The sequence below is a fragment of the Verrucosispora sp. WMMD573 genome (assembly GCF_027497175.1).
Classification (GTDB): Bacteria; Actinomycetota; Actinomycetes; order Mycobacteriales; family Micromonosporaceae; genus Micromonospora.
The window spans coordinates 5,923,752-5,947,656 of record NZ_CP114901.1; the positions used below are offsets into that span (position 1 = coordinate 5,923,752).

General features: G+C 70.2%; 20 protein-coding genes. 9 read left to right on the forward strand and 11 right to left on the reverse strand.

What is annotated here, in order from left to right; all coding sequences use genetic code 11:
* The first annotated feature begins 47 nt into the window (after window positions 1-47).
* Both typA and O7601_RS26815 read left to right on the forward strand, forming a co-directional pair.
* Window positions 48-1,916 (forward strand): translational GTPase TypA, encoded by a 1,869-nt coding sequence (gene typA / locus O7601_RS26810; protein ID WP_281563842.1) that lies wholly within the window; start codon window positions 48-50, stop codon window positions 1,914-1,916.
* Window positions 1,917-1,924: 8 nt separating this feature from the next.
* Window positions 1,925-2,827: a serine hydrolase gene (locus O7601_RS26815; protein WP_281563843.1), complete on the forward strand. Its 903-nt coding sequence runs from the start codon at window positions 1,925-1,927 to the stop codon at window positions 2,825-2,827.
* Here the strand turns inward: O7601_RS26815 and O7601_RS26820 are convergent.
* Both O7601_RS26820 and O7601_RS26825 read right to left on the reverse strand, forming a co-directional pair.
* A complete protein-coding gene (locus O7601_RS26820) occupies window positions 2,781-3,593 on the reverse strand; it encodes a tyrosine-protein phosphatase (RefSeq protein ID WP_281563844.1) in 813 nt (270 codons plus the stop codon). The genes O7601_RS26815 and O7601_RS26820 overlap by 47 nt on opposite strands.
* Window positions 3,594-3,652: 59 nt before the next feature.
* Window positions 3,653-4,651 (reverse strand): TerC family protein, encoded by a 999-nt coding sequence (locus tag O7601_RS26825; RefSeq protein WP_281563845.1) that lies wholly within the window; start codon window positions 4,649-4,651, stop codon window positions 3,653-3,655.
* A 246-nt stretch (window positions 4,652-4,897) separates the two neighbouring features.
* Here O7601_RS26825 and O7601_RS26830 point away from each other — a divergent pair, with 246 nt between their 5' ends.
* A complete protein-coding gene (locus tag O7601_RS26830; protein WP_281563846.1) occupies window positions 4,898-5,191 on the forward strand; it encodes an antibiotic biosynthesis monooxygenase family protein in 294 nt (97 codons plus the stop codon).
* Between the two features lie 444 nt (window positions 5,192-5,635).
* The gene (locus O7601_RS26835) at window positions 5,636-6,094 is read left to right on the forward strand and encodes a uracil-DNA glycosylase family protein (RefSeq protein ID WP_348650221.1); all 459 of its coding nucleotides are present in this window, start codon (window positions 5,636-5,638) and stop codon (window positions 6,092-6,094) included.
* A gap of 168 nt (window positions 6,095-6,262) precedes the next feature.
* Here O7601_RS26835 and O7601_RS26840 read toward each other — a convergent pair whose 3' ends face one another.
* Together O7601_RS26840 and uvrB are read right to left on the reverse strand one after the other, a co-directional pair.
* Window positions 6,263-7,117 carry a helix-turn-helix transcriptional regulator gene (locus O7601_RS26840; protein WP_281563847.1) on the reverse strand — a complete coding sequence of 285 codons (855 nt, stop codon included), beginning with the start codon at window positions 7,115-7,117 and terminating at the stop codon, window positions 6,263-6,265.
* Between the two features lie 110 nt (window positions 7,118-7,227).
* Window positions 7,228-9,336 (reverse strand): excinuclease ABC subunit UvrB, encoded by a 2,109-nt coding sequence (gene uvrB / locus O7601_RS26845; protein ID WP_281563848.1) that lies wholly within the window; start codon window positions 9,334-9,336, stop codon window positions 7,228-7,230.
* Window positions 9,337-9,736: 400 nt separating this feature from the next.
* Here uvrB and O7601_RS26850 point away from each other — a divergent pair, with 400 nt between their 5' ends.
* Window positions 9,737-11,503 (forward strand): hypothetical protein, encoded by a 1,767-nt coding sequence (locus tag O7601_RS26850; RefSeq protein WP_281563849.1) that lies wholly within the window; start codon window positions 9,737-9,739, stop codon window positions 11,501-11,503.
* Window positions 11,504-11,544: 41 nt separating this feature from the next.
* Here O7601_RS26850 and coaE read toward each other — a convergent pair whose 3' ends face one another.
* Both coaE and rpsA read right to left on the reverse strand, forming a co-directional pair.
* Window positions 11,545-12,726 carry a dephospho-CoA kinase gene (gene coaE / locus O7601_RS26855; protein ID WP_281563850.1) on the reverse strand — a complete coding sequence of 394 codons (1,182 nt, stop codon included), beginning with the start codon at window positions 12,724-12,726 and terminating at the stop codon, window positions 11,545-11,547.
* A 285-nt stretch (window positions 12,727-13,011) separates the two neighbouring features.
* Window positions 13,012-14,508, reverse strand: a complete 1,497-nt coding sequence (rpsA, locus tag O7601_RS26860; protein WP_281563851.1) for a 30S ribosomal protein S1 — start codon at window positions 14,506-14,508, stop codon at window positions 13,012-13,014.
* 326 nt (window positions 14,509-14,834) lie between these two features.
* Here rpsA and O7601_RS26865 point away from each other — a divergent pair, with 326 nt between their 5' ends.
* The 4 genes from O7601_RS26865 to O7601_RS26880 all read left to right on the forward strand — a co-directional run bounded on the left by O7601_RS26865 (window position 14,835) and on the right by O7601_RS26880 (window position 17,010).
* Complete coding sequence (locus O7601_RS26865) at window positions 14,835-15,641, forward strand: methyltransferase domain-containing protein (protein WP_281563852.1); 807 nt, start codon at window positions 14,835-14,837, stop codon at window positions 15,639-15,641.
* A gap of 65 nt (window positions 15,642-15,706) precedes the next feature.
* Entirely contained in the window at window positions 15,707-16,309 is a 603-nt protein-coding gene (locus O7601_RS26870) for a Uma2 family endonuclease (RefSeq protein ID WP_281563853.1), read from the forward strand.
* 64 nt (window positions 16,310-16,373) lie between these two features.
* The gene (locus tag O7601_RS26875; RefSeq protein WP_281563854.1) at window positions 16,374-16,592 is read left to right on the forward strand and encodes a DUF2945 domain-containing protein; all 219 of its coding nucleotides are present in this window, start codon (window positions 16,374-16,376) and stop codon (window positions 16,590-16,592) included.
* A complete protein-coding gene (locus O7601_RS26880) occupies window positions 16,579-17,010 on the forward strand; it encodes a DUF3140 domain-containing protein (RefSeq protein WP_281563855.1) in 432 nt (143 codons plus the stop codon). Before O7601_RS26875 ends, O7601_RS26880 begins: the two co-directional genes overlap by 14 nt.
* Before the next feature lie 278 nt (window positions 17,011-17,288).
* Here the strand turns inward: O7601_RS26880 and polA are convergent, their stop codons facing one another.
* The 5 genes from polA to O7601_RS26905 all read right to left on the reverse strand — a co-directional run bounded on the left by polA (window position 17,289) and on the right by O7601_RS26905 (window position 23,864).
* On the reverse strand, window positions 17,289-19,988 hold the full coding sequence (gene polA / locus O7601_RS26885) for a DNA polymerase I (protein WP_281563856.1): 2,700 nt from the start codon (window positions 19,986-19,988) through the stop codon (window positions 17,289-17,291).
* Between the two features lie 107 nt (window positions 19,989-20,095).
* Complete coding sequence (locus O7601_RS26890) at window positions 20,096-20,806, reverse strand: ABC transporter ATP-binding protein (protein ID WP_093401488.1); 711 nt, start codon at window positions 20,804-20,806, stop codon at window positions 20,096-20,098.
* Window positions 20,796-21,734, reverse strand: coding sequence for an ABC transporter ATP-binding protein (locus O7601_RS26895; protein ID WP_281563857.1), 939 nt, complete (start codon window positions 21,732-21,734; stop codon window positions 20,796-20,798). Before O7601_RS26895 ends, O7601_RS26890 begins: the two co-directional genes overlap by 11 nt.
* Window positions 21,727-22,884, reverse strand: a complete 1,158-nt coding sequence (locus tag O7601_RS26900; protein ID WP_281563858.1) for a branched-chain amino acid ABC transporter permease — start codon at window positions 22,882-22,884, stop codon at window positions 21,727-21,729. Before O7601_RS26900 ends, O7601_RS26895 begins: the two co-directional genes overlap by 8 nt.
* The gene (locus O7601_RS26905; protein ID WP_281563859.1) at window positions 22,881-23,864 is read right to left on the reverse strand and encodes a branched-chain amino acid ABC transporter permease; all 984 of its coding nucleotides are present in this window, start codon (window positions 23,862-23,864) and stop codon (window positions 22,881-22,883) included. Before O7601_RS26905 ends, O7601_RS26900 begins: the two co-directional genes overlap by 4 nt.
* Between the last annotated feature and the right edge of the window lie 41 nt (window positions 23,865-23,905).

Here is a 23,905-nt window from a genome sequence, read left to right on the forward strand (position 1 = left end):
TGACCCCGACGCCACGCGGCTACCGCGCAGGCGGGAGGATGGAGCTCATGCAGCTTCGCACGGACCTCCGCAACGTCGCCATCATCGCCCACGTCGACCACGGCAAGACCACCCTGGTCGACGCCATGCTGCGGCAGGCCGGCGCCTACGGCGCCCGGGGCGAGGTGACCGAGCGGGTGATGGACTCGATGGACCTGGAACGGGAGAAGGGCATCACCATCCTGGCCAAGAACACGGGCGTGCGCTACCTGCCCGCCGACGGCTCGGATCCGGTCACCATCAACATCATCGACACCCCCGGTCACGCCGACTTCGGCGGCGAGGTCGAGCGCGGCCTGACCATGGTCGACGGGGTGGTGCTCCTGGTCGATGCCAGCGAAGGACCGCTGCCGCAGACCCGGTTCGTGCTCCGCAAGGCCCTCAAGGCCCGGATGCCGATCATTCTCGTGATCAACAAGGTGGACCGCCCGGACGCCCGGATCAAAGAGGTCGTCGACGACACCTACGAACTCTTCCTCGACCTCGACGCCGACGAGGAGCAGATCGACTTCCCGATCGTCTACGCCTGCGCCCGCGACGGCATCGCCTCACTGACCCAGCCCGCCGACGGTTCCGTGCCGGACGACAGCCACAGCCTGGAGCCGCTGTTCCGCACCCTGCTGGACACCATCCCGCCGCCCGCGTACGACGAGAACGCCCCGCTGCAGGCGCACGTCACCAACCTCGACGCCTCCCCGTTCCTCGGCCGCCTCGCGCTGTGCCGGGTGCGGCAGGGCACCATCGCCAAGGGCCAGTCGGTGGCCTGGTGCCGCACCGACGGCAGCACCCAGCGGGTCCGTATCTCCGAGCTGCTGATGACCGAGGGTTTGGAGCGCAAGCCCGCGAACAGTGCCGGCCCGGGCGACATCATCGCGGTCGCCGGCATCCCCGAGATCATGATCGGCGAGACCCTCGCCGACGCCGAGAACCCGGTCCCGCTGCCGCTGATCACCGTCGACGAGCCGGCGATCTCCATGACCATCGGCACCAACAACTCGCCCCTGGTCGGCCGGGTCAAGGGCGCCAAGGTCACCGCCCGGATGGTCAAGGACCGCCTGGACAAGGAACTCGTCGGCAACGTGTCGCTGCGGGTGCTGCCCACCGAGCGACCGGACGCCTGGGAGGTGCAGGGCCGCGGCGAGCTCGCCCTGGCCATCCTGGTGGAGCAGATGCGCCGCGAGTCCTACGAGCTGACCGTCGGCAAGCCCCAGGTGGTCACCCGGGAGATCGACGGGCGCACCTGCGAGCCGGTGGAGCGGCTCACCATCGACGCGCCCGACGAGTACCTCGGCGCGATCACCCAGCTGCTTGCCACCCGCAAGGGCCGGATGGAGCAGTTGGTCAACCACGGCACCGGCTGGATCCGGATGGAGTGGCTGGTACCGGCCCGTGGACTGATCGGCTTCCGCACCGAGTTCCTCACCGAGACCCGGGGCACCGGCATCCTGCACCACGTCTTCGAGTCGTACGAGCCGTGGTTCGGCGAGCTGCGGACCCGCAACAACGGTTCGCTGGTCGCCGACCGCTCGGGCGCCGCCACCGCATTCGCCATGATGAACCTCCAGGAGCGCGGCACGCTCTTCGTCGAGCCCGGAACCGAGGTGTACGAAGGCATGATCGTCGGGGAGAACTCCCGCTCCGACGACATGGACGTCAACATCACCAAGGAGAAGAAGCTCACCAACATGCGCTCCTCCACCGCCGAGGAGACCGAGAAGCTGATTCCGCCGCGCAAGCTGTCACTGGAGCAGGCGCTGGAGTTCTGCCGCGAGGACGAGTGCGTCGAGGTCACCCCGGCCGCCGTGCGCATCCGCAAGGTCGTGCTCGACCAGACCCAGCGGGCCCGCACCGCAGCCCGCCGCAAGCACGCCGGCTGAGGCGACCGATGGCCGCAGCAGACCTCCGCGCGCGGCTGGACCGGGAGCCCGGCACCATCTCGGTGTACGCGGGGCACCTCGGTGCCCCACCCGCCTGGACCCGGTACGCCGAGGCCACCCACTACGCGGCGAGCACGATGAAACTGGCCGTGCTCGCCGCGCTGCACCGCGCCGCCGAGGCCGGCCAGTTCGATCTGGACGCCCCGGTCGAGGTGGTCAACCGGTTCACCTCCGCCCGGCCGGACGCCCCGCCGTACTCCTGCCGACGGGCGTACGACAACGACGAGGCCGTGTGGGACCGCCTCGGCGGGCGGGCGTCGCTGCGCTGGCTGGCCGAACGGATGATCGTCCGCTCCAGCAACCTCGCCACCAACCTTGTCATCCAGCACGTCGGCCTGCCCGCGGTGGCCGAGGTCTGGCGGCTGGCCGGCGCCCGGCACAGCGTCACCGGGCGCGGCATCGAGGACTTCGCCGCCCGCGAGGCCCAGATCACCAACCTGGTCACCGCCGCCGATCTGGCCGCGCTGCTCGGTGCCGTCGCCACCGGCGCGAGTCGCCCCGGCCCGGTCGCCTCACCGGCCGGCTGCGCCGCCATGCTGGACGTGCTCTGCGCCCAGCAGATCCGTCAGGACATCGCCGAAGGGTTGCCGCCCGGCGTCCGGCTCGCTCACAAGAACGGCTGGGTACGCGGCGTACGGCACGGCGCGGCGGTGGTCTACCCCGCCGACGCCGAGACCTATGTGCTCGTCGTCTGCACCACATTCGGCGACGACCAGACCGACGCTCGGGCCGACGTGGACGCCAACCAGTTGGTGGCCGACATCTCCCGTGAGGTGTGGCAGGCCCGCCACGACCTCACCACGCTCAGTCCAGCAGGTTCTCCCGCAGCGCCGCCACCGTCTCCTCGGTGACCCCCAGGCCGTCGCGCAGGTACGCCCCGAACGACCCGTGCACCTGCCGCACCTGTGCGTACGCGGCGTCGAGGTACTCCGGGCGTACCTCCAGCACCGGCCGGACCGCCGTCTCGTCGAGCCCCGGGTGACGCTGCCGCATCGCATCGACCAGCACCTCGCGCAGGCTCTCCGTCAACGGGTTGTGGGCCAGGTAGTCGGCGCGGATCGCGGCCTCGTCCACCCCGAGGGCGTGCAGCAGCACCACGGTCAGCCAACCGGTGCGGTCCTTGCCCGCCGAGCAGTGGTAGATCAGCGGCAGGTTACGCCCGTCGGCCGCCAGCCGGACGGCAGCGGCGAATCCCTCCCGGGCCGAGTCCCCGGTGACGAACCAGCGGTAGATCGCGGCCATCGCCGCCGGTGTCCCCTGCCGCGCCAACTCCGCGTACTCGCTCAGGTCATGGCCGAGCAGCACGGCCGAGACGTACGTGAAGACCGGATGCGCCGGATCGTGCACCGGCAGGTGCACCACCGTCGGCTCGCCGGTCAGCCGGTCCGGTGGCGCCACCGACACCTCCGACTCGGCGCGGAGGTCCACCACGCAGGCCGGTTCGAGCTTCGCCAACACCGGCAGGTCCTCGTCGGTCAGCCGGCCCAACGCCGGCGTACGGATCAGCCGCCCGGGTCGTACCCGCCGCCCCCCGGCACCGATCAGTCCACCGAGGTCCCGTGCGTTGGGTGCGCCGACGAGTGTCCAGTCCGATGCGTTCGCTCGCTCACTGATCATGTCGCCCCCTCCCATACAGGGTGCCGTACCCGATGATCGGCGCGACAGACACCCGCCGCTCAGCGGCGGGACGCGGCCAGCTCGCGTCGCCGGTCCCGCGAGGACTTGATCAGGCTCGCCGCCGTGGCCCCCGCGAGGGTGCCCAGGATGATCAGCAGTGACAGCCAGATCGGAATGTGCGGCGCCCAACCGACGTGTTCACCGCCGTTGATGAACCCCACATTGTTCTCCGCCAGCGCCTCCAGGATCAGCTTGACCCCGATGAAGCCGAGCACCACCGCGAGCCCGTGGCTCAGGTAGATCAACCGGTCGAGCAGCCCGCCGAGCAGGAAGTAGAGCTGCCGCAGCCCCATCAGTGCGAACACGTTGGCGGTGAAGACGAGGTACGGCTCCTGGGTGATTCCGAAGATCGCCGGAATCGAGTCGAGCGCGAAGATCAGATCGGTGGTCCCGATGGCGATCATGACGATGAGCATCGGCGTGAACATCCGCCGGCCGTTTTCCCGCACGGTCAACCGCGCGCCGTCGTAGCCCCGGGAGATGGGCAGCGCCCGCCGACTCCAGCGGATGAGGACGTTCTCGGTGAACTCCTCCTCGCTCGACTCACCCTGCCGGGCCAGGTTGATCGCGGTGTAGAGCAGGAACGCCCCGAAAATGTAGAAGACCCAGGTGAACTGCGAAATCAACGCCGCGCCCGCGGCGATGAAACCACCCCGCATGACGAGCGCGAGAACGATGCCGATGAGCAGCACCTTCTGCTGGTACTGCCGGGGCACCGCGAAGCGGGCCATGATGATCACGAACACGAACAGGTTGTCCACCGAGAGGCTGTACTCGGTCAGCCAGCCGGTGTAGAACTGCCCCGCCACGCTCGCCCCGGCGGTGAGCCACAGTCCGCCACCGAACAGCAGGGCCAACCCGACGTAGAAGGCGACCCAGAGGCTCGACTCCCGCACGCTCGGCTCGTGCGGCCGGCGCCCGATGATGAGCAGGTCCACCACGAGGACCGTGGTCAGGGCCGCGAGCGTCGCCGCCCACACCAGTCCGGACACGTTCACAGTCTCATTCCTCCGGTCGCCACCCAGCAACCGGCACACGGTACGCCCTGCCGGGCGAGACGACAGCCCCACCCCCGCTAGGCATCCTAGGAGGATGGGTTACCGGGTGGGCGGCGGCGCGGCGCGGCCTGGCGCGGCGCGGCCTGGCGCGGCGCGGCGCGGCCTGGCGCGGGCGACGCCCGGCGACGCCCGGCGTAAGGCCGGCCAGCAGGCACGGGTCCGGCGGCGATGTGACAGGCTGCCGGCATGGTTCTTGAGGTAGCGCTCATCGATGTCATCCCCGGCCACGAGGAGGCGTTCACCGCCGCGTACGCCCAGGGGCACCCGTTGCTCGCCGGCACGCCCGGCTGCCGCTCGGTACGCATGACCCGGGGCCTGGAGTCATCCTCCCGCTTCGTGCTGCTGGTCGAGTGGGACTCGGTCGAGGCGCACGAGCAGAACTTCCGGGCCACCGAGCGGTTCGCCGGCTGGCGGGAGCTGATCGGACCGCACTTCGCCGCGCCGCCGCGAGTCGAACACTTCGTCGACGTACCCGCCTGACCGGCCCCGCGCCCCCACACCACCCAGGGCCCCACACAACGCCGCCGACGCTGCACTATCCCCCGATGTTGCAGCCTGAGGCGAGTTTGGGAGTTGAGGCAACAACATCCCCGATGTTGCTGCATGAGGCGGGTTTGAGGCGGCAACATCCCCGATGTTGCTGCTTCGATAGGGCTCGGGGCCGGCGAGATCGCCGATGTTGTTGATGCGGCGTGGGTCTGCGGCAGGGAGGTGGGCGTCAGCAGTTGCGGCGGCGCAACTTGCGGCATCTCGGGCCCTTCCGTCCAGCGGATACCCCAAGTTGCGGTATATCGGGCCGGCACGGCCGGCATCCCGTGCCGGCATCCTGGCTGGCTTGGGCTGGCCGACGTGGGGCCGGCGTCCTGGCCTGGCCCGGGCTGGCGGACGTGGGTCGGCGTCCTGGGCTTGCTGGGGCTGACCGACGTGGGCCGGCGTCTTGGGCTGGCCGGGGCGGGTGGACCTGGGCTGCGGCCCCGGGAGTGCTCGATCCCCGGACCGGGAGGCGGAAGTCGGCGCCAAGCCAGGGTGGTCTTCGTCGGCGAGCAGCCCGGCGACATGGAGGATCAGAAGGGGCTGCCCTTTGTGGGCCCCGCTGGCCGGCTGCTACGCAAGGCGGTCGACGACGCCAAGCTGGACCCGGCCCACAGTTACCTCACCAACGCCGTCGAGCACTTCCGCTTCGCCGATGGTGCGTTCGGTTCGCGGACGGCGCGGAAAACGCCGGATCCACCAGACCCCCGACCGGGTGCACATCACCGCCTGCCGGCCCAGCTGCCGGCCACCATCCACCCGTCCGCCGTGCTCCGGGCCGACAACCAGGACGTGGCGTACGACGGGTTGGCCGCCGACCTCACCGTCGCGGCTCGCGCCCTCGCCAGCTGACCGGCCCCAGATCATCACGCACCGAACCGAGAAAGTGTCACACCGTCCACCTATCGTGCGTCTCGCGTCGGCACCGTGCCCCGACGGCTTCGGGGGCGCCGGGTCCGGTGCCGACGCGACGACCGTGCACGCACTGCCAACCCGTCGACCGGCGGCAGGTGCGATGCGTCATCGGTCGAGCCGGCGGGACAGCAGCCGCACCGTCTCCTCCGCCGGCAAAGCCGTCTCCAGCAGGCAGTCGGTCATCTGTTCGTACCGGTCGACGTCGATCGCGGTGGTCAGCCGCACATCCGTGGTCAATGCCTCCAACATCACCGTGCGGGGGTCCGCCGGGTCCGGGAAGGAGTAGCAGGAGAACGGGGTCAGCGGCAGCGGGCGTCCGCCCGCGCCGACCCGCAGCAGCCGGATCGTCACATGCGGCAGGGCGGCCAGTTCGAGCAGGTGCCCCATCTGCTCGCGCCACACCTCCAGCGGGTCGTCCCCCGGCTCGCAGGCCAGCTCGGTGACCAGCGCCGTGTAGCGGGGCGGTTCGACGCGACGCAGCACCGCCTGCCGGGCGGCGCGGGCCCGCAGGTCGGCCTCCACGTCCACCGTCGGGTCGATGAGCTGACCGGCGACGATGCGCAGTCGGGCGTACGCCGGGGTCTGCAGCAGGCCGGGCACGATCACCGGCTGGTACTCCACGATGCCCGCCGCCCCGGCCTCGAGCTCGGCGTACGTGCGCTGCCGCTCACTCATCTCCCCCAGAGACTTCCACCAGCCTCGACTGGTCGCCGCGTCCCGGGCGATGACGATCAAAGCGTCGCGCTGCAGCGACGGCACCTCGTAGACGTCGAGCAGGTCGAGCACGTCGGCCAGGTCGGGCCGGCTCTGCCCCAGCTCGATGCGGGACAGCTTGGAGGTGGACGCCCAACCGAGTCGCTCACACACCTGTTCCAGCGTCAGCGCCTCCCGTCGGCGTAGCTGACGCAACTCGGCGCCCAGTCGCGCACGTCGAATGACCGGACTCGTTGGCAACGGCATCCCTGCCTCCCCACCGAGGGAGAGTACGCAGGGCGATCACTTAGCGCAATAGGACGCTCGCATTCCGCTACTCCTCCACCGTGGGATGTGGATGCTCCGCCTGGCGGCACCTACCGCACACCGGCGGCGTCCATCCCCCGCAGCTCTTTTTTCAGGTCGGCGACCTCGTCGCGGATCCGGGCGGCCAACTCGAACTGCAACTCCCGCGCGGCAGCCAGCATCTGGTCGTTGAGCTCCTGGATGAGCTGCGCCAACTCGGCCCGCGCCATGCCCTCGCGGGCCGGGATCGCCGCACCGCCCCGGGCCCGGCTGCGGGTCTCCTTGACCGGTGCCTTGCCTCGTGACAGCTGCCGCACCGCACCGCCGACCCGCGTCGCCTCGGTGTCCTCCGCCTCACGGTAGATGTCGTCGAGGATGTCGTGGATCTTCTTGCGCAGCGGCTCCGGGCTGATGCCGTGCGCCTCGTTGTGAGCAATCTGCTTGGCCCGCCGACGGTTCGTCTCCTCGATCGCGTCCGCCATCGACGGGGTCACCTTGTCGGCGTACATGTGCACCTGGCCGGAGACGTTACGGGCCGCCCGGCCGATGGTCTGGATCAACGACCGGCCGCTGCGCAGGAATCCTTCCTTGTCCGCGTCGAGGATCGCCACCAGCGACACCTCGGGCAGGTCGAGGCCCTCGCGCAGCAGGTTGATGCCGACCAGCACGTCGTAGTCGCCCCGACGCAACTCGCGCAGCAGCTCCACCCGACGCAGCGTGTCGACCTCGGAGTGCAGGTAACGCACCCGGATGCCGTTCTCCAGGAGATAGTCGGACAGGTCCTCGGCCATCTTCTTGGTGAGCGTGGTGACCAGCACCCGTTCGTCGCGCTCGGTCCGCAGCTTGATCTCATGCATCAGGTCGTCGATCTGGCCCTTGGTGGGCTTGACGACCACCTCCGGGTCGACCAGACCCGTCGGGCGAATCACCTGCTCCACGAACTCGCCCTGGGCGTGCTCCAGCTCCCACGGACCGGGGGTCGCCGACAGGAAGACCATCTGGCCGACCCGCTCCAGGAACTCGTCGAACCGCAGCGGCCGGTTGTCGGCGGCGCTGGGCAAGCGGAACCCGTGGTCGATCAGCATCCGCTTGCGCGAGGCGTCTCCCTCGTACATGCCGCCGATCTGGGGAATCGTCACGTGTGACTCGTCGACCACGGTGAGGAAGTCGTCGGGGAAGTAATCCAGCAGGCAGTGCGGCGGGCTGCCGGGTAGCCGGCCGTCGATGTGCATCGAGTAGTTCTCGATGCCCGAGCAGAAGCCCACCTGCCGCATCATCTCGATGTCGTAGGTGGTGCGCATCCGCAGCCGCTGCGCCTCCAGCAGCTTGCCCTGCCTTTCCAGCTCGGCCAGCCGCTCGCCCAACTCCGACTCGATGTCGCGGACCGCCCGTTCCATCCGCTCCGGCCCGGCCGCGTAGTGCGTCGCCGGGAAGATCAACAGATGGTCCACCTCGCGCACCACGTCACCGGTCAACGGGTTGAGGTAGTAGAGCTTTTCCACCTCGTCGCCGAAGAGCTCGATGCGTACGGCGAGTTCCTCGTACGCCGGAATGATCTCCAGCGTGTCGCCGCGGACCCGGAAGGTGCCGCGCTGGAAGGCCATGTCGTTGCGGGTGTACTGGATGTCGACCAGGCGGCGCAACAGTTGGTCCCGGTCGAGTTCCTGGCCGACGGCCACCCGTACCGCGCGGTCGAGGTACTCCTCCGGGGTGCCCAGACCGTAGATCGCCGAGACGGTCGCGACCACCACCACGTCGCGCCGGGTGAGCAGCGACATCGTCGCCGAGTGCCGCAGCCGCTCGACCTCCTCGTTGATCGAGGAATCCTTCTCGATGTACGTGTCGGTCTGCGGGATGTACGCCTCGGGCTGGTAGTAGTCGTAGTAAGAGACGAAATACTCCACCGCGTTGTCCGGCAGCAGCTCGCTGAACTCCTTCGCCAACTGCGCGCAGAGCGTCTTGTTGGGTGCCAGCACCAGCGTGGGACGTTGCAGCCGCTCGATCAGCCAGGCGGTCGTGGCGCTCTTGCCGGTGCCGGTCGCGCCGAGCAGCACCGTGTGCCGGTCGCCGCGACGCACCCGCCGCTCCAGGTCGTCGATCGCCGCCGGCTGGTCACCGGCCGGCTGGAAATCACTGATGACCTGGAAACGGCCGTCGAGCCGGGGTATGTCGAGCGCCATGGTGTCAACGGTACGCCGGGGCTCCGACAGCCAACCCCCTTCCAGCCCCCCGCGACCCGACGGACCGCCAGGTCGACACCGGTGGAGGCGCTCGTCGGGCGCGCGGCGCGGGACGTCGGGGTCCGCCCGCCTCCCGGCGACTACGTGCGGCACGTGATCGGCTTCGATATTCGCATTGTGTGGTTCTTCTCACCCGGCTACGCTTTTCCTGTAGGCCGCTCGCGGCGGCCGACCGGGCCGGTGGCGGGCCGCACAAGGCCACGCCGCCCCCGGCACCGAGGGTCGCAGCACCCGGCATGCCTGGCGTGCGCACCGGACGTGGTCGCGCGGATCGCGCTGACCGGCCGCCGCGAGCGCCCCTGCTCGTCACCCCGGCGTGCTTCCGGCCGTTCATCCTCCCGTGGAGAACAGCTCACCACCGCCGTCCGCCAACCGCCGCCGCGCGCGCCAGGATCTGCGCACCGACCCGGGCCGCCCCGACGGGCCGGCGAGCGGCGACAGCCCGGCCGGCAGCATCCGTACCGGCTCGTCGCCGTTGCCGACCAGCCGGAACGACCCGGCCGCCACCAGCAACGCCGGGCCGACGGGTCACCCCCGTACCCGCAACCGCCGGCACCGCGCGGCCGACCGCCGCCACCGCGCCGGCATCGCGCCACCCGCGGTCCTGCACCTGGACAACACCGAGACGGCCGGCCGGCCACCGCAGTCCCGGCCGGGTGTCCGCCGGGCCGTGGTCACCGGCGGGCTGCTCGATCTGGCCGCCGGGAACCGCACTGACGAGGAGGATCTGGCCGGGGCGGCCACCGGGGCCGACGACCCGCGGCGCACGGCCAGCCACCGACGTCGTCTCACCCTCGCCGGGCTGGCCCTCACCGCGGTGCTCTCCGCCGTGCTGCTGGTGGCCACGCTGGTCAACTGGACACCGGACGGGCCGCCGCCACGGGACCTGACAACTGCCGAGCGGGAACGTCTGGCCGTCATGCGGGTGACCAACTACCGCGAGCTGCGCGCCGGGTTGCATGTCACCGCCGGTGCCGACGCCGCCCGCACCGACCTGCTCGGCTGGGTCGACTGGGCCCGGAGGCTGGCCTATCTCGACGTGGGTGGCCCGGGCGCGGGCCCGTCGCGCGGTCTGGCCCAGGCCACTCCCACCGTGCTGGTGATCAGGCCCGATCCGGTGGCGGTACCGACGCCGGCCATGCCGCCGCTGGTGCCACCGGCCGACGGGTGGCGGCTACCCGCCGACCGGCGGCTCGATCCGCTACTCGGGATGATCTTCTCGCTCGCCGCCGACCGACCCGAATCGATGAGCCGCTGGGCCGGCCGCTGGGTTGGCCGCGAACACCTCAACGGTGAGCCGGTCGACGTGCTGGAGGTGTCGACGCCGGGCGCCGGTCCGTCGGCGAGCCGTGGACCCGCCGCCACGGCCGACACCGGCGTCCCGGTCCGCTACTGGCTGGACCGGGCCGGCCGGCTGCACCGGGTACAGACCGACCTCGCCGGAATCGGGCCGGTCACGGTGGCCGTGAACCGGGCGGACCGGCCGACGTTGCGACCGGTCGAGGCGCTCGGCGGCCGGCCCGGTCTGCCCCGCGCCCTGACCGCCACCGAGCGGGACCGCTGGCGTCGGCTGCCGGCCCGCCTGCGAGCGGCCGGCGGAGCAACGGCGACCCTGACCATGCCCGTCTCCGCCGCCACCAACCTGCGCGGCAGCGGTTGGCTCAGCTGGACGTCGGGCAACGCGTACCTCGGCGTCACCGACCTCGACGTGGAGGGTCGACGCACCCTGGTCCGCCATCACGGCCGCAAGGTCACCCGGATCGACGGCACCGGCGCGTCCGCGCGTCCGCCGCTGCCGCCACCGGCCGCCGGCTGGCGGGCGGGGCCGCATCGCACGCAGCCGCTCGACCCGCTGGTGGCCGCCGCGTTACAGGCCGCACAGCGCACCGGCGTCCAGGGCCGTGCGCAACGGGTACGCGGCGACAGCCTCGCCGGCGCCACCGTCGACGTGGTGCAGGTCGACACGGCCCGAGGGCCGCTGCGTTACTGGGTCGACCGGTCCGGGATGCTGCGCCGGCTGGAACTGCCGACCCGGGCGGGCGCCTGGGCACAGCTCGACCTGGCCCCGGGCCGGGTACCACGGCTGACACCGCCGAAGCAGCGCTGAGCGGGCTACCGGGTACCCGCCCAGACGACCTCGGCGAGCCGTCAGGGACGCCAACCGGTGCGTACGGCCCACTCCTCCGCCCGGAGATGCTCCTCGTCGAACCAGGGGTCCTTTGCCGTGGCGTACGTGCCGCTGTCCGGCGCGGACGCGGCCAGTTCCCGCTTGAGTACCAGGTACGCGGCCCGCTGGTCGGGATCGGCCCGCAGGTGATCGCGCATCAGCAGGGCGTACCGCCAGCCCGGCGAACCGGTCACTCGCACGTGCAGGTGCACCGGGCGGGCCGGATCCGCGCTGCCGTGCAGCCGCTTCGCCCACCGGCCGCTGCCGGCCGGTCGAGGGCTGTCCCACCACTCGCCTGGCAGCCGCGGGAAACCGGCGTCGGCCAGCCGCTCGGCCAATGCGCCGTCGGCCTCGGCGAGGGAGGGCACGCTGAGCTGGATGTCGATGACGTTCTTGGCGGCCAGGCCGGCGACGGCTGTCGAACCGATGTGATCGATCCGCAGCTCGGCCGGGGCGATGGCGTGCCGGATCCGGTCCGCCAGCCGGGCGTACTGCCTCGGCCAGGTCGGGTCGGGCTCGGCCAACCTGACCTGATGCAGGCGCACCGCCTGCCGATACCGCACGTTGGCCTCGAACGGCACCAGCCGGTCGTGCCAGAGCGCGTCGACCGCCTCGTGCAGCTCGTCGAGGGTGCCCTCGTTGGTCAGCAGCACATCCGCCACCGCCGCGCGGCGGGCGTCGTCGGCCTGGGCGGCGATCCGCCGCTGCGCCTCCGCCCGGCTCATCCCCCGGTCGCGGGCCAGCCGCGCCAGCCGGATGTGCACCCCGGTCTGCACCACGACCACCAGGTGGTAGGCGGGCGCCAGTCCCACCTCGGCCAGCAACGGGACATCGTTGACCACCACGGCGTCCGACGCGGCGGCGGCGGTCAGTTCGACCGTACGGGCCCGGACCCGGCCGTGAACGATCGCCTCCAGCCTGCGCCGGGCCGGTTCGTCGGCGAAGACCAGATCACCCAGGGCAGCTCGGTCCAGCGCCCCGTCGGCGTCCAGCACCCGGTCGGAAAAGGTGGCGACGAGCTCGGCGAGCCCTTCGGTGCCGGGTGCGACGACCTCCCGGGCGAGCAGATCGGCGTCGATGAGCACCGCGCCCCGCTCGACCAGCCGTGCCGCCACCGCACTCTTGCCCGAACCGATCCCGCCGGTCAACCCCACCCTCAGCACGGCACCCAGTCAACCCGATCACCCCACCCCCGCCAACCCCACCCCCACCCCACCCAGCGTTGATCATGAGGTTGACGGCAGTCGTTGATCTTCAAAGTGCCGCCAACCTCATGATCAACGGATCGAGGAGGGGAGGGGGGTGGGGGTGGGGGTGGGGGCGGGAGTAGGGGAAGGGCCCCGGCCCGACCCTGGGTACGGGGGTCGGGGCGGGGCCCTTCGTTGTCAGTCGACAGGTCCAGGTCGCGGTGCGGCGTCAGACACGCCGCGACTGGAGGTGCCGCGGATTCACTTGCCGCCGGCGAGCTTCTCCCGCAGTGCGGCGAGCGCCTCGTCGGTGGCCAGCGTGCCCGCCGGCTCCTCGGCCTGCCGGCTCGGGGCCGCGCTGCTGGTCGAGGTGGTGGTGCCGCCAGCCGTGGGAGCCGGCTGCGGGTTGGCAGCGGCCTCGGCCTCGGCGGCCCGGGAGGTCTGCACCTGCTTCTGGTGCGCCTCCCAGCGCTGCCGCGCCTCGGCGTACTGGTTCTCCCAGGTCTCGCGCTGCTTGTCGTACCCCTCGAGCCACTCGCCCGTCTCCGGGTCGAAGCCCTCCGGGTAGATGTAGTTGCCCTCGGTGTCGTAGGTCGCGGCCATGCCGTAGAGGGTCGGGTCGAAGTGCTCCTCGCCCTCGACGAAGCCCTCGTTTGCCTGCTTGAGCGACAGCGAGATCCGGCGACGCTCCAGGTCGATGTCGATGACCTTGACCATGACCTCAGAGCCGACCTGGACGACCTGCTCGGGGATCTCCACGTGCCGCTCGGCCAGCTCGGAGATGTGGACCAGACCCTCGATGCCGTCGTCCACCCGGACGAAGGCACCGAACGGCACCAGCTTGGTGACCTTACCCGGCACGATCTGCTGGATGGCGTGGGTGCGGGCGAACTGCCGCCACGGGTCCTCCTGGGTCGCCTTCAGCGACAGCGAGACCCGCTCGCGGTCCAGGTCGACGTCCAGGACCTCGACCTCGACCTCCTGGCCCACCTCGACGACCTCGGACGGGTGGTCGATGTGCTTCCAGGACAGCTCGGAGACGTGCACCAGGCCGTCCACGCCGCCCAGGTCGACGAACGCGCCGAAGTTGACGATCGAGGAGACGACGCCCTTGCGGACCTGCCCCTTCTGGAGCTTGTTGAGGAACTCGGTGCGCACCTCGGACTGCGTCTGCTCCAGCCAGGCCCGGCGGGACAGCACCACGTTGTTGCGGTTCTTGTCCAGCTCAATGATCTTGGCTTCGAGCTCGCGGCCGACGTACGGCTGCAGGTCGCGCACCCGCCGCATCTCGACCAGGGAGGCCGGCAGGAAGCCGCGCAGCCCGATGTCGAGGATGAGGCCACCCTTGACCACCTCGATGACGGAACCGCGGACGACCCCGTCCTCGTCCTTGATCTTCTCGATCGTGCCCCAGGCCCGCTCGTACTGCGCCCGCTTCTTGGAGAGGATCAGCCGGCCCTCCTTGTCCTCCTTCTGGAGGACAAGGGCCTCGATGTGGTCGCCCACCGAGACGACCTCTGCCGGGTCCACGTCGTGCTTGATCGACAACTCCCGAGAGGGAATGACACCCTCGGTCTTGTAGCCGATGTCGAGCAGGACCTCGTCCCGATCGACCTTGACGACGGTGCCTTCGACAATGTCGCCGTCGTTGAAGTACTTGATGGTCTCGTCGATCGCGGCGAGGAAAGCCTCTTCTGAACCGAGATCGTCGACGGTGACCTTGGTGGCGCTCGAGGGGGCCTCGATGCTGCTCGTCATGTGGGCGGTTGCTCCGGTCGGATGGTGTGTCACAGCAGGCTGGTGTCGCGGTGACCTGTGCGCGCCAACGGATCCGTCGGCGGGCCCACCTGGATATCGCTGAACGAGATCTTGATGTGACTCCGTCGACCGCGCACCTGCTCCCTGCCGAGGCACACGATCCGCGAGCGCATCGTCTACCCTACCTGCCGCATTACCACAGCGTGCAAGCCCTCCCGTCTACTCATCGGCGCACCAGCCGCTAAAGCGGAGATTTCGACCAGACACGCCGTGGGTGGCGACGGGCCGCCGCCGGCCCCACCGTCGTGAGGGCCTAGCGTGGCCTGGTGGACGACGCAGACCGGGTGATCCGGCGTCGGGTCGGTGACGCCGAGGCACGCACCGCCAACCGGCGCTGGTGGGACGCTGACGCCGACGCCTACCAGGCAGAACACGGCAGCTTCCTGGGCGACGTGGACTTCGTCTGGTGCCCGGAAGGGCTGCGCGAGGCCGACGCCCGGCTGCTCGGCGAGGTGACCGGACGGCAGGTGCTGGAGGTCGGCTGCGGCGCTGCGTCCTGCTCCCGCTGGCTGGCCACCCAGGGAGCCCGGCCGGTCGCGGCGGACCTGTCCGCCGGCATGTTGCGGCACGCGACACAGGCCAACGCCCGCAGCGGGGTACGCGTGCCGCTGGCGCAGGCCGACGCGCTCGCGTTGCCCTTCGCCGACCAGACCTTCGACATCGCCTGCACGGCGTTCGGCGCGGTCCCGTTCGTCGAGGACTCGGCGGCATTGATGCGCCAGGTGCATCGGGTGCTGCGTCCCGGCGGCCGGTGGGTCTTCTCGGTCACCCACCCGATGCGCTGGATCTTCCTGGACGATCCCGGGGAGGGTGGGTTGACCGCCGTGCACTCGTACTTCGACACCCGGCCGTACGTGGAGCTGGACGAACACGGCCGGGCCAGCTACGTCGAGCAGCACCGCACCCTCGGCGACCGGGTACGCGAGCTGGTAGGTGCCGGGTTCCGGCTGCTGGACCTGGTGGAACCGGAGTGGCCGGAGGGACACGAGGGGACCTGGGGGCAGTGGAGCCCGCTGCGCGGCCGGCTATTTCCCGGCACCGCCATCTTCGTCACCGAGAAACCGGCCCGCTGAGGAACGACGCCGTGCCGGACGGTCAGTGCGACGCCGTCGTCCCCGGGTGGCGTTACGCTCACCACATGAGCGCCGAGCCCATCCCGACATCACCTGGCCCCTGGTGTCCGGACCCGATGCGGCAGCAGCGTGCGGACTACACGCTGGAGGACCTGCTCGCCCTGCCGGATGACGCCCCCCGCGTCGAACTCGTCGACGGAGTCATCCACGTGACACCCTCCCCCACCCTGGGCCATCAGGACATCTCCAGTCTGATGTGGCTGTGGTTGCGATCCCACGCGCCAGCGCACCTGCGTGCCGCCCAGGCGATCGGCGTCGGGCTCAGCCACAACACCAGCCGACAACCGGACGTGCTGCTCTGCCGCGCCGGACTGCCCGCCGACCGGTCCCGGCTGCGGCCGGCGGACGTCGTGCTGGCCGTCGAGGTCGTCTCGCCGGGTACCCGCCGCGTCGACAGGTTCGCCAAGCCGGGCGAGTACGCCGCCGCCGGCATCCCCTTCTACTGGCGCATCGAGCAGAACCCGGTGCGCGTGTACGCCTACCGCCTCGGCGACCGGATCGGGCCGGGCGGGGAGCGGCAGTACGAACTCGTCGCCGACAGCACGGAACTGGTCGAGCTGACCGAACCCTTCGAGATCAAACTTCCGGTCCGCGACCTCACTCCATAGCCCCGACCGAGCACGTGACCGGGCGGCGGCGTTTTCACCGACGACCCCCGGGTACCCGAACACCATGGCCGACCAGGAGTTCCGCAAGGGCGACCACGTCTCCTGGGCCAGCCACAGCGGCCGGGCCCACGGTGTGGTCAAGGAGAAGCTGACCGAACGGACCCACGTACGCGGGCACGCGGTGGACGCGTCACCGGAGCAGCCGCAGTACCGCATCCGCAACGACGACTCGGGTCGCGATGTGGCCCACCGTCCGGAGGTGCTGCGCCGTGAGCAGTCGTGACGACCCGGACCAGACCTACCGGGAGTTCACCGAGGCGGTGAACATGAAACCCGGCGAGTTGTCCAAGTGGCTGGACACCGACGAGTCCAAGCATGTCGGCTGGCGGAGGAAGGGCAGCGGGGGCGGCGAGACGGTCGGCCACGAGTCCGGCCGGAAGATCATCGATCTGTTGCGCCGCAAGCGTGGCCAGCTGACCGAGGCCGACTACAAACACATGCGCAAGGTCGTCGGGTACGTCCGACGGCACATGGCGCAGCGTCCCAGCGGCGACGTCCGTGACACCCGGTGGCGGTACTCGCTGATGAACTGGGGTCACGACCCGGTCAAGGCCCCGTTGCCACCGCCCGGCGGCCCCTCCCGCAAGGCCCTCGACCGGCACGGCGCCCCACCCAAGTCCCGCCGAGGCCCCGGCCGCTGAGCTCCACAACCGTGCACCCACCCGCCAGCACACCAGCAGGCGACCATTTCGGCGTAGTTGCTGTGTCCACCCACCCGCGAGGCAGCAACTTGCCCGACACTGCGCGGCGTCAGCGCACGGTCCGTCCGCAGGACCGAGACCCGTGTCCCGTGACCACGTCAGGGTTTCAGGGCAGCCCGGCCCGTGCAGGGATCAAGCCTGACCGCCCGGAGCGGGTCGGGCTGCCCCGAAATCCCGCCAGGCCAAGGTTGGGCCGCCCCGAAACCCGGCCAAGAGGGTCAGTGGTCGGCGCTGTTCCAGTCTCGGCCGTCGCCCACCGACACCTCCAACGGCACCGACAGCGGGTACGCCCCACCCATCTCGCGCCGGACCAACTCCTCAAGCACCATCCGTTCTCCCGGCGCCACCTCGAAAACCAGCTCGTCGTGCACCTGCAACAGCATCCGGGAGCGCAGCCCGGCGTCCCGCAACGCGGTGTCGACGTGCAGCATGGCGACCTTGATGATGTCCGCCGCGGAGCCCTGGATCGGGGCGTTGAGCGCCATCCGCTCGGCCATCTCGCGCCGCTGGCGGTTGTCGCTGACCAAATCGGGCAGGTACCGCCGGCGACCGAGGATAGTGGAGGTGTAGCCGTCCTGCCGAGCTCGGGCGACCACCTCCTGCAGGTAGTCCCGCACCCCGCCGAACCCGGCGAAGTAGTTCTCCATCAACCCGCGCGCCTCCTCGGCGCTGATGCCGAGCTGCTGAGACAGGCCGAAGGCGCTGAGGCCGTACGCCAGTCCGTAGTTCATCGCCTTGATCTTGCGCCGCTGGTCCGGGGTGACCTCGGCCAGCGGCACGGTGAAGACCGACGAGGCCGTCGCGGCGTGGAAGTCGGCGCCGGAGTTGAACGCCTGGATCAGCGCGTCGTCGGCCGACAGGTGCGCCATGATCCGCATCTCGATCTGGCTGTAGTCGGCGGTGAGCAGGCACTCGAAGCCCTCCCCCACCACGAAGGCACGGCGGATCCGTCGCCCCTCCTCGGTGCGGATGGGGATGTTCTGCAGGTTGGGCTCGGTGGAGGAGAGCCGACCGGTGGCGGCCACCGTCTGGTTGAAGGTGGTGTGGATGCGCCCGTCGTCAGAGACCGACTTGAGCAGCCCGTCCACCGTCGACTTGAGCTTCGCCACGTCGCGGTGCCGCAGCAGGTGGGCCAGCACCGGGTGCGGGCTCTGCGCGTAGAGCCACTGCAACGCGTCGGCGTCGGTGGTGTAACCCGTCTTGATCCGCTTGGTCTTCGGCAGGTTCAGCTCGCCGAAGAGGATCTCCTGCAACTGCTTGGGTGAGCCCAGGTTGAACTCCCGCCCCACCGCCTCGTACGCGCCCTGCGCGGCGGCCTTCACCTCGGCGGCGAAGTGCGCCTCCAACTCCGTCAGGTAGTCGGTGTCGGCGGCGATGCCGGTACGCTCCAGCTGCGCCAGCACCCGCATCAGCGGCAGCTCCACCCCGGCCATCAGCCGGGCCGACTGCTCTCCGTCGCGGGACAGCTCCGCGTCGATCGCGTCGGCCAGGTCGAGGGTGGCCCGGGCGTGCAGCATCAGGTTCTGCTCGGCCTCACTGTCGCCGCCGAGCCCGTCCAGGGTCAACTGGCCGGTCTCGGGGGCGTCGACCCGCAACTCCCGGTGCAGGTAGCGCAGCGCCAGGTCGGTCAGGTCGTAGGAGCGCTGATCGGGGCGGGCCAGGTACGCGGCGATCTGGGTGTCGCGGGCGATGCCGGCAATCGACCAGCCGTGCGCGGCGAAGGCGAGCACGGCCGGCTTGCTGTCGTGCAGCACCTTGGGGCGGGTCTCGTCGGCCAGCCACGCCGCCAGCGCCGCCTCGTCGCCGGCCGCCAGCTGGGCCGGGTCGAACCAGGCCGCCGCGCCGTCGGCGGTGGCCAACGCCAGGCCGGTGACGGTGGCGGTGTGCCGGCGGTTCGGACCGGTGTCGAGTTTGACTGCGACGCCGACACCGGTGCCGGCCGGCGCGTGCGTCTCCAGCCAGCCCACAAGCGCGCCGGGCGCGGCAAGCACCTCGCCGACCAGGTCGAAGCCGGACTCCGCCTCCGGCTCGACCGCTTCGAGGTACTGGTAGAGACGGTCCCGCAGGATGCGGAACTGAAGGGTGTCGAAGACCTGGTGCACCGCCTCGCGGTCCCATCCCTGCCAGCGGGCGTCCTCGGGACGCAGCGGCAACTCCAGGTCGGCGACCAGCTGGTTGATCTCGTAGTTGCGGATCACATCGGCGAGCCGTTCCCGGAGACTGTCGCCCGCCTTGCCCTTGATCTCGTCGGCCCGGGCGATGACGCCCTCCACCCCGCCGTACGTGTTGATCCACTTCGCGGCGGTCTTCGGGCCGACGCCGGGGATGCCGGGCAGGTTGTCGCTGGTCTCGCCGACCAGGGCGGCCAGATCGCGGTAGCGGCCGGGGGCGACGCCGTACTTCGCCTCGACCGCAGCCGGGTCCATCCGGGCCAGGTCGGAGACGCCCTTACGCGGGTAGAGCACGGTGATCTGCTCGTCGACGAGTTGGAAGGCGTCCCGGTCGCCGGTGCAGATGAGCACCGGCATGCCCTGGTCGCGGGCCTGGCAGGCCAGCGTGGCGATGACGTCGTCGGCCTCGTAGCCCTCCTTCTCCACCACCGGCACGCGCAGCGCCGCCAGCACCTCCTTCACCAGGCTGACCTGGCCCTTGAAGTCGGTCGGGGTCTCGCTGCGGCCCGCCTTGTACTCCGCGTACCTGTCGGTGCGGAAGGAGCGGCGGGACACGTCGAAGGCGACCACGATGTGGGTCGGTTGCTCGTCGCGCAACACGTTGATCAACATCGAGGTGAAGCCGTAGACCGCGTTTGTCGGCTGCCCCGTCGTGGTGGAGAAGTTTTCCACCGGCAGGGCGAAGAACGCCCGGTAGGCCAGGGAGTGTCCGTCGACGAGGAGCAGGCGCGGGGTCGTAGCTGTCACGGCTGCGACTCTAGTCCGTACCGCCGACAAGGCTGGCGCGGCAGCGCCGGAACGCCGCCGGCCGCCCAACCACGAGGGACGGACGGCCGACGTCGGTACGGCACACCTCAGGCCACGCCCAGGTACGCCTCCTTGATCGACGGGTCGTGCAGGAGCTCCTGACCGGTGCCCTCCTTGACGATCCGACCGGTCTCCAGCACGTAGGCCCGGTGGGCCCGGGAGAGCGCCTGCTGGGCGTTCTGCTCCACCAGCAGCACCGTGGTGCCCTGCTGGTTGATCTCCACGATGATGTCGAAGATCTGCTGGATGATCATCGGAGCGAGACCCATCGACGGTTCGTCCAGCAGCAGCAGCTTTGGCCGGCTCATCAGCGCCCGGCCGACGGCGAGCATCTGCTGCTCGCCGCCGGAGAGGGTGCCACCAGCCTGCTTACGCCGCTCGCGCAGCCGAGGGAACATCTCCAGCACCCGCTCCAGGTCGGCGGCGATGCCGGCGTGGTCGCGCCGGGTGTACGCCCCCATGTCCAGATTCTCCAGCACGGTCATGCCGGGGAAGATCTGCCGACCCTCGGGTGACTGGCACAGTCCCCGGACCACCCGCAGGTCGGCGCGGAGTTTGCTGATGTCCTCACCGTTGAAGGTGATCCGGCCGCCGGACAGCGACCGGATGCCGGAGATCGCCCGCATGGTGGTGGTCTTGCCGGCGCCGTTGGCGCCGATCAGGGCCACCACCTCCCCCTCGTTGACGGTGAGGCTGATGCCGTGCAACGCCTCGATCCGGCCGTACGAGACGCTGACGTTGTCCAACTCAAGCAGCATCGGCGGACTCCCCCAGGTATGCCGCGATCACCCGCGGGTCTCGGCTGACCTCGTCCGGCAGACCGTCGGCGATCTTGCTGCCGAACTCCAGCACCACGATCCGGTCGGTGACACCCATCACCAGCCGCATGTCGTGCTCGATCAGCAGCACGGTGACGCCGTTGTCGCGGATCCGGCGGATCAGCCCCAGCAGTTCCTCCTTCTCGGCCGGGTTGAACCCGGCCGCCGGCTCGTCCAGGCAGAGCAGCTTCGGCTCGGTGCCGAGCGCCCGGGCGATCTCCAGCCGCCGCTGGTAGCCGTACGGAAGGTTGCGCGCCGCGTCGTTGGCCCGGTCGGCGATACCGACGAAACGCAGCAGCTCCATCGCCTTCTCCTCGGCCGCCCGCTCCTCCAGAACGTAGCGGGACAGGCCGAAGGTCTTGGCGAAGGACCGTCGCAACTGCTGCCAGGTGCGTGCGACACCGCCGGGGGCGGTGACCTCCGGCAACTGCTCCGGCCTGGGCCGCACCCGGTAGAGCCGGAACAGCGCGCCGGGCACGCTCGTCTTGTGCCGGGAGTCCGTCCCGACCATGACGTTCTCCAGCGCCGACATCTCCGGGAACAGCCGGATGTTCTGGAACGTCCGGGAGATGCCCAGCCGGCTGATCTGGTGCGGCTTGCGACCGGTGACCCGTTCGCCGCCGAACCGGACGGCACCCGACGTCGGCTTGTAGACCCCCGTCATCACGTTGAAGCAGGTGGTCTTGCCGGCGCCGTTGGGCCCGATCAGGCCGAGGATCTCGCCTTCCTTGATCTCGAAGTTGACCTCGTTGAGCGCGACCACACCACCGAACCGGAGCGTGACGTTGTCGACTTCCAGCAGGTTCCTGGCCGGTCCCGGTTGAGCCGGGATCTTCGGCGCCGCCGGGGTCTTGGTCTCATCAGACATGAGCGGGCGCCTCCTCTGCCTCCGCCGCGCGGTCCTTCAGCTCGCGGGCCCGCCGCCGGCTGGGGATCAGACCCTGCGGGCGCAGGATCATGACCAGCACCATGGCCAGACCGAAGGCCAGCCACCGGTAGTCGGCGATCTCCCGGAACCGCTCCGGCAGGTACGCCAGCAGCACCGCACCCACCGACACGCCGACCATGTTGCCCGACCCGCCGACCACCACCATCGCCACGAACAGGATGGAGAGGTTCACATTGAACTGGGTCGGGTCGATGAAGGCGTACCGGCTGGCGAACAGGAACCCGGCGAAGCCGCCGAGCGCCGCGCCGATGGCGAAGGCCCAGAGCTTGAACTTGAACGGGTAGACGCCCATCACCGCGGCGGCGTCCTCGTCCTCCCGGATGGCCAGCCAGGAACGGCCGACCCGGCTGTGCTCCAGCCGCCGCACCGCGAAGACCATGAGGATCACGACGGTGATCGCCAGCCAGTACCACGGCTTGATGTCGATCAGACCGAAGATCTGGTTGTCCGGCGAGGGCGGACCCTCCGGCCCCGGAATCGCCGAGATGCCCTGCGGGCCCCGGGTGACGCCCTCCAGGTTGCGGGCCACGATGCGGATGATCTCACCGAAGCCGAGCGTCACGATGGCCAGGTAGTCACCCCGCAGCCGCAGCGTCGGCCAACCCAGCAACACCCCGGAGATCAGCGCCAGCACCAGCGCGATGAAGGCACAGATAGCCCAGGTCACCGCCCAGGTGGGCGGCAGGTCGAACTCCCGCTGGAACCACTGCACCACAGGCGAGTTCACCGAGCCGAACAGCGCCACGGCGTACGCGCCGATGGCGAAGAAGCCGATGTAGCCGAGGTCGAGCAGACCGGCCAGGCCGATCACCACGTTGAGGCCGATCGCCACCAGCACGTAGACGGCGCAGGTGAAGAGCACCCCCGCCCAGTTGCTGCCGCCCGAGATCGAGTCGGTACGCAACCAGGTGAGGCCGGGGATGCCGAGCAGCGGCAGGTAGTAGAGGAACACCACGAAGGCGACGAACGCCAGGGACCGCTGCCACTTCGGCAGCGCCCGCCACCTCTCACCAACCGAATGCAGAGCGTTGACCCGGCTGCGGTCCAGCTCTCGGATCTTGCTGATCATGCTCGGGCCCTCCCCAGCGATTCGCCCAGAATGCCGGTCGGCCGGAACATCAGCACCACCACCAGCACCACGAAGGCGATGACGTCCTCCCAGCTGGACTGGAAGAGGGTGGCGCCGTAGACCTCGACGATGCCGAGGAACAGCCCGCCCACCAGCGCGCCGCGCAGGTTACCGATGCCACCGAGCACGGCCGCGGTGAACGCCTTGAGACCGAGCACGAAACCGATGCTGTTCTGCGTGAAGCCGAAGCGCATGCTCCACAACAGCGCCGCCGCGCCGGCCATGATGCCGCCCAGCACGAAGATCAGCATGATCACGCGCTCCTGGTTGACGCCCATCAGCGCCGCCGTCTCCGGGTTCTGCGCCACCGCCCGCACGCCCCGGCCATACCGGGTGCGGTTGATGAACCAGTCCAGCAGCGCCATCATCACCACGGCGGAGACGAACACGATCATCTGGATGTTGGTGATCGACGTGCCGAAGATCGTGAAGAGCGTCTTCTGCTCGATGATCGTCGGCATGCCGAGGATGATCCGGGCCCGACCGAAGATCGAGGGCACCGCCTCGCCCAGCAGCTTCGGCAGCACCAGGCCGAAGATCTCCACCAGCACCAGGGACAGGCCGATGGCGGTGATCAGGAAGATCAGTGGCGGCGCGTTCTTGCGCCGCAGCGGGCGGTAGGCGATCCGCTCGATCGCCAGCGCGGTGCCGCCCGAGGCCAGCGCCGCGACTATCAGGCCGAGCACCAGGAACAGCACCGCCTGGCCGATCGGCGGGTTGTTCTCCACCCCGAAGGCGGTCCACAGGCCGAGCACCGCGAAGGTGCCGACCATGAACACCTCGGAGTGCGCAAAGTTGATCAGGCGCAGGACGCCGTACACCAGGGTGTAGCCCAGGGCGATCAGGGCATAGATCGCCCCCTTGGACAACCCGTCGACGGTGTGCTGGCCGATGTGGCCGAAGAGATCGTCGAAATTCACCAAGGTCTCCTTGCATGGAGCGCGGCCGGGGCAACGTACAA